9 protein-coding genes are annotated in these 8621 nt (G+C 65.8%); 6 read left to right on the forward strand and 3 right to left on the reverse strand.

Translation table 11 applies throughout. From position 1 onward, the window contains the following. Positions 1-5 precede the first annotated feature (5 nt). Positions 6-662 (forward strand): arylesterase, encoded by a 657-nt coding sequence (locus tag ACEQXV_RS09255; RefSeq protein WP_370252047.1) that lies wholly within the window; start codon positions 6-8, stop codon positions 660-662. Here the strand turns inward: ACEQXV_RS09255 and ACEQXV_RS09260 are convergent. Next, the gene (locus ACEQXV_RS09260) at positions 637-1407 is read right to left on the reverse strand and encodes a DeoR/GlpR family DNA-binding transcription regulator (RefSeq protein WP_370252044.1); all 771 of its coding nucleotides are present in this window, start codon (positions 1405-1407) and stop codon (positions 637-639) included. The two genes, ACEQXV_RS09255 and ACEQXV_RS09260, sit on opposite strands and share 26 nt — an antisense overlap. Positions 1408-1537: 130 nt before the next feature. On the opposite strand from ACEQXV_RS09260, the gene glpD reads away from it, so the two are divergent. Beyond that, positions 1538-3109: a glycerol-3-phosphate dehydrogenase gene (gene glpD / locus ACEQXV_RS09265; RefSeq protein WP_370268891.1), complete on the forward strand. Its 1572-nt coding sequence runs from the start codon at positions 1538-1540 to the stop codon at positions 3107-3109. A gap of 161 nt (positions 3110-3270) precedes the next feature. Beyond that, a complete protein-coding gene (glpK, locus tag ACEQXV_RS09270) occupies positions 3271-4758 on the forward strand; it encodes a glycerol kinase GlpK (RefSeq protein ID WP_370268892.1) in 1488 nt (495 codons plus the stop codon). 128 nt (positions 4759-4886) lie between these two features. Here the strand turns inward: glpK and ACEQXV_RS09275 are convergent, their stop codons facing one another. Both ACEQXV_RS09275 and ACEQXV_RS09280 read right to left on the reverse strand, forming a co-directional pair. Beyond that, positions 4887-5273, reverse strand: a complete 387-nt coding sequence (locus tag ACEQXV_RS09275; RefSeq protein WP_370253208.1) for a YbaN family protein — start codon at positions 5271-5273, stop codon at positions 4887-4889. Between the two features lie 20 nt (positions 5274-5293). Then, on the reverse strand, positions 5294-5884 hold the full coding sequence (locus ACEQXV_RS09280) for a pseudouridine synthase (protein ID WP_370253206.1): 591 nt from the start codon (positions 5882-5884) through the stop codon (positions 5294-5296). A gap of 133 nt (positions 5885-6017) precedes the next feature. Here ACEQXV_RS09280 and ACEQXV_RS09285 point away from each other — a divergent pair, with 133 nt between their 5' ends. The 3 genes from ACEQXV_RS09285 to ACEQXV_RS09295 all read left to right on the forward strand — a co-directional run. Beyond that, positions 6018-7202, forward strand: coding sequence for a M24 family metallopeptidase (locus ACEQXV_RS09285; protein ID WP_370268893.1), 1185 nt, complete (start codon positions 6018-6020; stop codon positions 7200-7202). Next, a complete protein-coding gene (gene argE / locus ACEQXV_RS09290) occupies positions 7199-8356 on the forward strand; it encodes an acetylornithine deacetylase (RefSeq protein ID WP_370268895.1) in 1158 nt (385 codons plus the stop codon). The genes ACEQXV_RS09285 and argE overlap by 4 nt, the downstream gene beginning before the upstream one ends. A 65-nt stretch (positions 8357-8421) precedes the next feature. After that, on the forward strand, positions 8422-8621 hold a 200-nt coding region (locus tag ACEQXV_RS09295; RefSeq protein WP_370268896.1), incomplete at its 3' end, for an NAD(P)-binding domain-containing protein.

The following is an 8621-nucleotide window of genomic DNA, read 5'->3' on the forward strand; positions in this document are numbered from 1 at the left end:
GGGGAATGTCCTTTGGATATGGGGGCAGGGGCGGCTTGGGCAAGGCGTTGGTTCTGGTCCTCGGGCTTTCCGGCTCGCCCGCGCTTGCTGACGAGGTGGTGATCGCCGCATTGGGTGATAGCCTGACCCAAGGCTACGGGCTGCCGTCCGATCAGGGCTTCGTACCGCAGTTGGAAGCCTGGCTGCTGGCGCGCGGCCACACGGTGCGGCTGATCAATGCGGGCGTGTCAGGGGATACGACGGCGGGGGGCCTTGCGCGGATCGGCTGGACCCTGACCGACGACGTGGATGGGCTGATCGTGACGCTAGGCGGCAACGACCTGTTGCGGGGCCTGCCGCCCGATGCGGCGCGGGCGAACCTTTCGGGGATCCTTCAGGCGGCGGAAGGGGCCGGGGTCGCAGTGCTGCTGGTCGGCATGCAGGCCCCGCTGAATTACGGGCCCGTCTACCAGGCCGCCTTTGATGCGATCTACCCGGACCTGGCGGCAGAGTTCGGCACGATCTACGCGGAAAGCTTCCTCGCGCCCGTGGTCGCGGCCCCGGACATGAGGGCGCTGATGCAGGGCGATGGCATTCATCCGAATGCCGAAGGTGTGGCGTTGATCGTCGAGGCGCTTGGGCCGCAGGTCGAGACGCTTATCGCGCAGGCGGCGCAACCCTGATCTCGGTGCCTGCGTCTGCGCAGAGCGCGCGCAGCCCCGCCGGCGGTTCGCTATCCGTCACCCATAGGTCCAGATCGGCCAGCGCGCCGATGCGCACCGGGGCCGCGCGGGTCAGCTTGCCCTGATCGGCCACGAGGATTGCCTGCCGCGCCTGTTGCAGGATCGCGTGGGACACGCGCACCTCCTGGATGTCGAAGTCGAGCAGGTCGCCCTCTTCGTCCAGTGCCGAGGCCCCGATCACGGCAACATCCACCTTGAAGGCACGGATCGTCTGCACGGCGAGGTCGCCGACCAGTCCGCCATCGGACCGCCGCAACGCGCCACCCGTCAGCACGACCTCGCAGGACGGGTTCCCGGCCAGGATCTGCGCGGCGTTCATGTTGTTGGTGACCACCATCAGCCCGCTATGGCCCTGAAGCGCGCGGGCCACGGCCTCGGTCGTGGTGCCGATGTTGAGAAAGAGCGACGCGCCATTGGGGATCTCGGCCGCGCAGGCGCGCGCGATGGCGTCCTTTGCCTCGGCGTTCAGGCGGCGGCGGTCCTCGTAGCCGATATTGGTGACGCCCGAAGGCAGCACGGCCCCCCCGTGAATGCGGTCGAGCAGGCGCGCATCGCACAGGTCCGACAGGTCGCGGCGGATGGTCTGGACGGTCACCCCGAAGGCGTCGGCCAGGTTTTCCACCATGACGCGGCCCTCGGTCCGGGCGCGGTCGAGTATCTCGGACTGGCGGGGGGTGATCGGCATGGTGGCTCCTTCCTGCCTATCCTTATAGCGGGGAAAGTGGCGCGGGGAAGCGAAGAAAAGCGAACAGGAAAATTGACAAAACGAACATGAAGTGACAGAAGTCGCGCATTGTTCGAAAGGCGAGTCTCTCATGTCCGGGGAATATGATCTTTTCATCATCGGTGGCGGTATCAACGGCTGCGGCATCGCCCGAGATGCTTCGGGCCGTGGGCTGCGGGTCGGGCTGGCCGAGATGAACGATCTGGCCTCAGCCACCTCTTCGGCGGCCACCAAGCTCTTTCACGGCGGACTGCGTTACCTCGAGTATTTCGAGATCCGCCTTGTGCGAGAGGCACTGAAGGAACGCGAGGTGCTGATGTCGGCCATGCCCCATATCAGCTGGCCCATGCGCTTCGTGCTGCCCTACCACAAGGACATGCGGTTCGAGAGCACGACGCCCACATCCCGGCTTCTGGGGCTGGTCATGCCCTGGATGCGCGGGCGGCGCCCGGCCTGGCTCATCCGGCTTGGTCTGTTCATGTATGACAATCTTGGCGGGCGGAAGATCCTGCCGGGCACGAGGACCGTGGACCTGCGTAACGCGCCCGAAGGCGCCCCGCTGCAGGATCGCTTCTCCAAGGCTTACGAATATTCCGATTGCTGGGTGCAGGATTCGCGGCTGGTTGTGCTCAATGCCCGCGATGCCGAGGCGCGCGGCGCAACGATCATGGTGCGCACCAAGGTGCTCTCGGCGGCACGTGACGGCGATGCCTGGGCCATTGTTCTGGAAGATGACGCCGGCCAGCGCACCGTTCGCGCGAAGATGCTGGTCAATGCCGCCGGCCCGTGGGTGGGTGACGTGATCCAGACCAAGATCCGGGTCAACTCGCGTGAAAATGTGCGCCTGGTGCGCGGCAGTCACATCGTGACGCGCAGGCTTTACGATCACGACAAGTGTTATTTCTTCCAGGGCGAGGATGGGCGGATTATTTTCGCGATTCCCTATGAAGAGGATTTCACCCTGATCGGCACCACGGATCTCGACCACCCGGACCCGTCGGTAAAACCCGTCTGCACGGGGGAAGAGCAGGACTATCTCTGCGCCTTCGCATCCAGGTATTTCAAGCAACCGGTCACTCGGGATGACGTGGTCTGGACCTATTCCGGCGTCCGTCCGCTCTACGATGACGGGGCCAGCGCCGCGCAATCGGCCACGCGGGATTACGTGCTGAAAGTGGATGCGAATGGCCCGCCGGTGCTGAACGTCTTCGGGGGCAAGATCACCACCTATCGCAAGCTTACCGAAAGCGCGCTGGACAAGATCGGTCAGCACCTTTCGCTTTCTCAAGGGACATGGACGGCAGGCGTGCCGATGCCGGGGGGGGATTTCCCGGTGTCTGGTGTGCAGACCCTGATCGACGGGCTTCTGGCCGATTATCCTTTCCTGACCCCGGCCTGGGCCAGGCGGCTTGTGCGTCATTACGGGACCGAAGCACGCCTGATCCTTGGAACCGCGACCTGTGCCGCCGAGCTCGGCCGCGACTTCGGGGCGACGCTGACCGAGGCGGAAGTAACATGGCTCATGAACCGCGAATATGCCCGCCGCGCCGAGGATGTCGTCTGGCGCCGGACACGGCTTGGTCTGCGGCTGACGGACGATCAGATCGCGGCCATCGACCAGTTCATGACCGGGCCCGTCGCGGCCCCGGCCGCCGCCGAATGAGGCCCCGATTTCATTGTTCCATAAATATCCCAGGGGGGTGCGGGGGGAGGATCCCCCCGCGGATCGACGCGCCGAAGGCGCGGCGAAACCGGCACAGATCGAGTGAATGACTTGCAGGGCAGGGAGCGCCCGCTAGGATCGCGACAAAGAGGGAGGATCCGATGACCCATATTCTGGCCATCGACCAGGGCACCACGTCGAGCCGCGCCATCGTGTTCGATGGGCAGATGAAGATCGTGGCCGTCGCCCAGCAGGAATTCACGCAGCATTTCCCGGCCTCCGGTTGGGTCGAGCACGAGCCGGAGGATATCTGGACAACCGTGGTCGACACCTGCCGCGAGGCACTGGACAAGGCCGGGCTGACGGCCCTCGACGTCACCGCGATCGGTATCACCAACCAGCGCGAGACCACGCTTTTGTGGGATCGGGCGACAGGTCAACCGCTGCACCGGGCGATCGTCTGGCAGGACCGGCGCACCGCGGATCGCTGTGCCTCCCTGCGGGAGGCAGGCCATGAAGCGATGGTGCAGGACAAGACCGGGCTGCTGCTCGACCCCTATTTTTCCGGCACCAAGCTGGCCTGGCTTCTGGACAACGTGGAGGGCGCGCGGGATCGGGCGGAGCGTGGCGAACTGGCCTTCGGCACGGTGGACAGCTTCCTGATCTGGCGGCTGACCGGCGGCGCGGCGCATGTGACCGATGCCACCAATGCCGCGCGGACCTTGCTTTATAACATCCGCGAGGGGGCGTGGGACGCCGAGATCTGCGGGCTTCTGAACATTCCGCTCAGCCTGCTGCCCGAGGTCAGGGATTGCGCAGACGCGTTCGGGCAGACCGAGCCCGGGCTCTTCGGCAAGTCCCTGCCCATTCTGGGCGTGGCGGGTGATCAGCAGGCCGCCACGATCGGGCAGGCCTGCTTTGCCCCCGGCATGATGAAATCGACCTATGGCACCGGCTGTTTCGCGCTGCTCAATACCGGCGATACACTCGTGCAATCGCAAAACAGGATGCTGGGCACCATCGCCTACCAGTTCGATGGCAAGCCCACCTATGCGCTGGAAGGCTCCATCTTCATCGCGGGCGCCGTCGTGCAATGGCTGCGGGATGGGCTTCGGATCATCGGCTCGGCGCCCGAGACGCAAGGCCTCGCCGAAGCGGCGGATCCGGGTCAGGAGCTTTACCTCGTGCCCGCTTTCACCGGGCTTGGTGCGCCTTACTGGGATGCGGAATGCCGCGGGGCAGTGCACGGGCTGACGCGCAATTCCGGCCCGGCGGAATTTGCCCGCGCGGCGCTGGAAAGCGTCGGGTTCCAGACCCGTGACCTGTGGGAGGCGATGCGAGCCGACTGGCAGGGGGCGGGCGATGACAACATCCTGCGCGTCGATGGCGGCATGAGCGCGTCCGACTGGACCATGCAGTTCCTGGCCGACATCCTCGGGGCCCCGGTGCACCGGCCAGAGGTGCTGGAAACCACTGCGCTCGGGGCGGCCTGGCTGGCAGGCATGAAGGCGGGGCTCTATCCTGACCGGGAAGGTTTCGCCGAGACCTGGGCACTGGAACGCGCCTTCCTGCCGGAGATGGATGCCGAGACAAGGGAGCGCCGCTATTCCGGATGGAAAGATGCAGTCGCGCGCACGCTGAGCCGCTAAGGGGATCGTCGCCTTCGGCGCCGACCCGGGAGCGGCCCTCGTCACCCCCCGCTTGCGCGGGGACCTCCTCGGCCCGCAGCTGCCGCGGGACATTGGTTGGGTTGAGCCAAGAAGAAGGCGCCTTGAATTCAGTCGCCGTTCGGCCGTGACAGGATGAACGTGGCGGCTCCGCCCATGGCAACGAGCTGGATGAGGATCACCATCCCGCCAAGGCCCGAGAGCAGGCTGACGCCCAGGACCAGGGCCATGGCGGTGCAGGCCATGATCTTGTAGCGGGGGCGGATGGCGCCTTTGTCTTCCCAGTCACGGATCGGGCCGCCGAAGATCTCGTGCTCGACCAGCCACTGTCGCAGGCGCGGCGAGCTTTTCGAGAACGCGAAAGCCGCGAGGATGAGGAAAGGTGTCGTGGGCAGGATCGGCAGGACAACGCCCGCGAAGCCCAGGGCCACGGCGCTCCAGCCCAGGATCAGCCAGGGCAGGTGACGCAGGCGGGGGCGTTTCAAGGGGTCTGGCATCAGGCTCATAGCCTTCGGGTTTAGCGCGGTTTGCGCCGGGGGGAAGGGGCGGAGAGCTCCGCCGAGGCATCGCGCCAGTCGCCGGGGGCAAGGCCATTGAGCGTCCACTTGCCGACGCGGGCCCGGATGAGCCGCAGGGTGGGCAGACCCACGGCAGCGGTCATGCGGCGCACCTGGCGGTTGCGGCCTTCGGTGATGGTAAGTTCCAGCCAGGCATCAGGCACCGATTTGCGGTAGCGCACGGGCGGATTGCGCGGCCAGAGCCCGGGCGGTTCCGCGATCCGCTGCACTTTCGCAGGGCGCGTGGGGCCATCCTTGAGCGTAACTCCTGCGCGCAGGGCATCAAGTTGCGCGTCGCTCGGATCCCCTTCGACCTGCGCCCAGTAGGTTTTGGGGGTCTGGGCGCGCGGGCTGGTGATCCGGGCCTGCAAGCGCCCGTCATCGGTCAGCACCAGCAACCCCTCGCTGTCGCGGTCGAGCCGCCCGGCGGCATAGACGCCCGGCACGTCGATGAAGTCCGACAGGGTGGGGCGGGGGCTGCCCACTGTCCCCTTGTCGGTGAATTGCGAAAGCACGTCATAGGGCTTGTTGAACAGGATAAGCTTGGTCATGGCCTTGCCTTGGGGGGTCTGCCCCCGGTCCTGACCGATCCTGCCGCGTTCGGCAAGCGCCGTGTCGGAAAAGCTCTTGCGGCGTTTAGCATTTCGCCTAGCGTGATCGGGTCACCAGACAGGGAGAGATGACATGCCAGCGGGATGCGCACCGTTCAGCCAAGCGGAATATGACCGGCGGATCGCCAAGACGCGGGCCGCGATGGCCGAGGCAGGGCTCGATGCCGTATTCGTCACCGACCCGTCGAACCAGGCCTGGCTGACGGGATATGACGGCTGGTCCTTCTACGTGCACCAGGGCGTGATCCTGCGGATGGAGGGTGAGCCTGTCTGGTGGGGCCGGTCCATGGACGCGCTTGGCGGGCAGCGGACCTGTTGGATGGCGGCGGAAAACATCCACGGTTATTCCGACCACTACATCCAGTCGACCGTCTATCACCCGATGCAGGACCTGGCCGAGCATTTCGCCCGGATGGGGCTGGCCTCGGCCCGGATCGGGGTCGAGATGGAGAACTACTATTACTCTGCCAAGGCGCATGCAGTCCTGACCGAGGAACTGCCCAATGCGACGCTGGTCGACGCGACCGCGCTGGTGAACTGGCAGCGGCTGGTGAAATCGGAGGAAGAAATCGGCTTCATCCGCAAGGCGGCAAGGATTTCCGAGAAGGTGGTGACCACCGCGCTGGAGCGCGCGGCACCGGGGGTGCGCAAGAATGATCTCGTGGCCGATATCTTCCATGCCGGGATTACGGGTGTGGATGATATCTGGGGCGACTACCCCGCCATCGTCCCGCTGACGCCCTCGGGCCTTGATGCCACTGCCGCTCACCTGACGTGGAACGGGGACGAAATGCGCGCGGGTGAAGCGACCTTCTTCGAACTGTCGGGTTGTTATCGCCGCTATCACGCGCCGCTTTGCCGCACCGTCTTCCTCGGCACGCCATCGGACGAGATGCGCCGCGCCGAGGCCGCGCAGATGGAAGGGATTGAGGCGGGGCTCGATGCCGCCCGCGCGGGCAACCAGACCCGCGATGTCTTCAACGCCTTCATGGAGGTGCTGCACAAGCACGGGCTGGAACGCAAGGGGCGCATGGGCTACCCGATCGGCCTGTCTTACCCGCCCGATTGGGGCGAACGCACCGCGTCCATCCGGGGTGAGGATGAGACCGTACTGCAACCGGGGATGACGTTTCACTTCATGCCCGCTTTGTGGATGGACAGTTGGGGGCTGGAGACCACCGAAACCATCCTGATCCGCGAGGATGGCCCGGCAGAAACGCTGTGCAACGTGGACCGCAAGCTCTTCGTCAAGCCATGAGCACCCTGCCCGAGACGACCCGGTTACTGGCCGAGCTGGTGGGTTTTCCAACCGTCTCGACCGACAGCAATGCCGACATGATCTCGTTCCTTGGTGAGCGGCTGGTTTCGGCAGGCGCAACGGTCGAGATCATGACCGATGAGAGTGGCCGCAAGGCCAATCTCTGGGCGCGGATCGGGCCGGATGTGCCGGGGGGCATCCTGTTGTCGGGGCATAGCGACGTGGTGCCGGTGACCGATCAGGCCTGGTCTACCGATCCGTTCGATCTGCACGAGGCGGATGGCAGGCTTTATGGGCGCGGCACCTGTGACATGAAGGGGTTCATCGCGGCGGCGGTTGCCATGGCCCCGGTCTGGGCCGAACGCGCCACGCGACGGCCCGTCTATTTCGCCTTCACCCATGACGAGGAAACCGGCTGCCTTGGGGCGCAGGCGCTTGTGACGCTGCTGGAGGGGCGCAGGAATCTGCCAAGCGTCGCGATCGTGGGCGAACCCACCTCGATGCGGATCATCGAAGGGCACAAGGGCTGTTTCGAGTATTCTACCCATTTCACCGGGCTGGAGGGGCATGGGTCCTCCCCCGATCACGGGGTCAACGCGGTGGAATACGCGGTGCGTTATGTCTCGCGCCTGCTTGACCTGAAGGAACAGCTCAAGGCCCGCGCCCCCGAAGACAGCCGGTTCGAACCGCCCTGGACCACGATCAACACCGGCGCCTTGGTGGGCGGCGTGGCCCATAACGTCATTCCGGGGCGCGCGCGGGTCGATTGGGAAATGCGGCCGGTGCAGAAATCGGACGGCGATTTCGTGAAAGAGGACCTGCGCCATTACTGCGAGGACATCCTGCTGCCCGCCATGCGTGCCGTGCACCCCGAAGCGGGGATCACCACCGAGGTGATTGGCGAGGTGGACGGGCTGGAACCCGCGACCGAGAACGAGGCGCGCGATATCGTCATGGAGCTGACCGGCGCAAACGGTGCCGGGCTGGTTCCCTTCGGCACCGAGGCGGGGCTGTTTCAGGCCCTTGGCATGTCGGTCGTCGTCTGCGGGCCGGGCTCCATCGAGCAGGCGCACAAGCCCGACGAATTTATCGAGCTGTCGCAGATGCAGGAATGCCTTGGCATGCTCGACCGGCTCAGCCGGAAACTGGGCTAGGCGCCTGTAGCTTTCCCCCCGGTCTCCGCGCTAGCATGGGGCGGGCAGACAGGGGGAGGCATCCCATGAAGGTTGGCATCATTGGCGCGGGCATGGTCGGGTCAGCGGCGGCGTTTGCGCTGATCATGCGCGGCGAAGCGTCCGAGATCGTGCTGGTCGACGTGAACCACGCGCGCGCGCGCGCCGAGGCCGAGGATATTGCCCACGCCATCCCCTTCGCCTCGCCGGCCATCGTGCGGGCCGGGGAATACGCCGATCTGGACGG

Origin of the sequence: Nioella sp., from assembly GCF_964229645.1 — a bacterium.
In the GTDB taxonomy this organism is placed as follows: Bacteria; Pseudomonadota; Alphaproteobacteria; order Rhodobacterales; family Rhodobacteraceae; genus Nioella.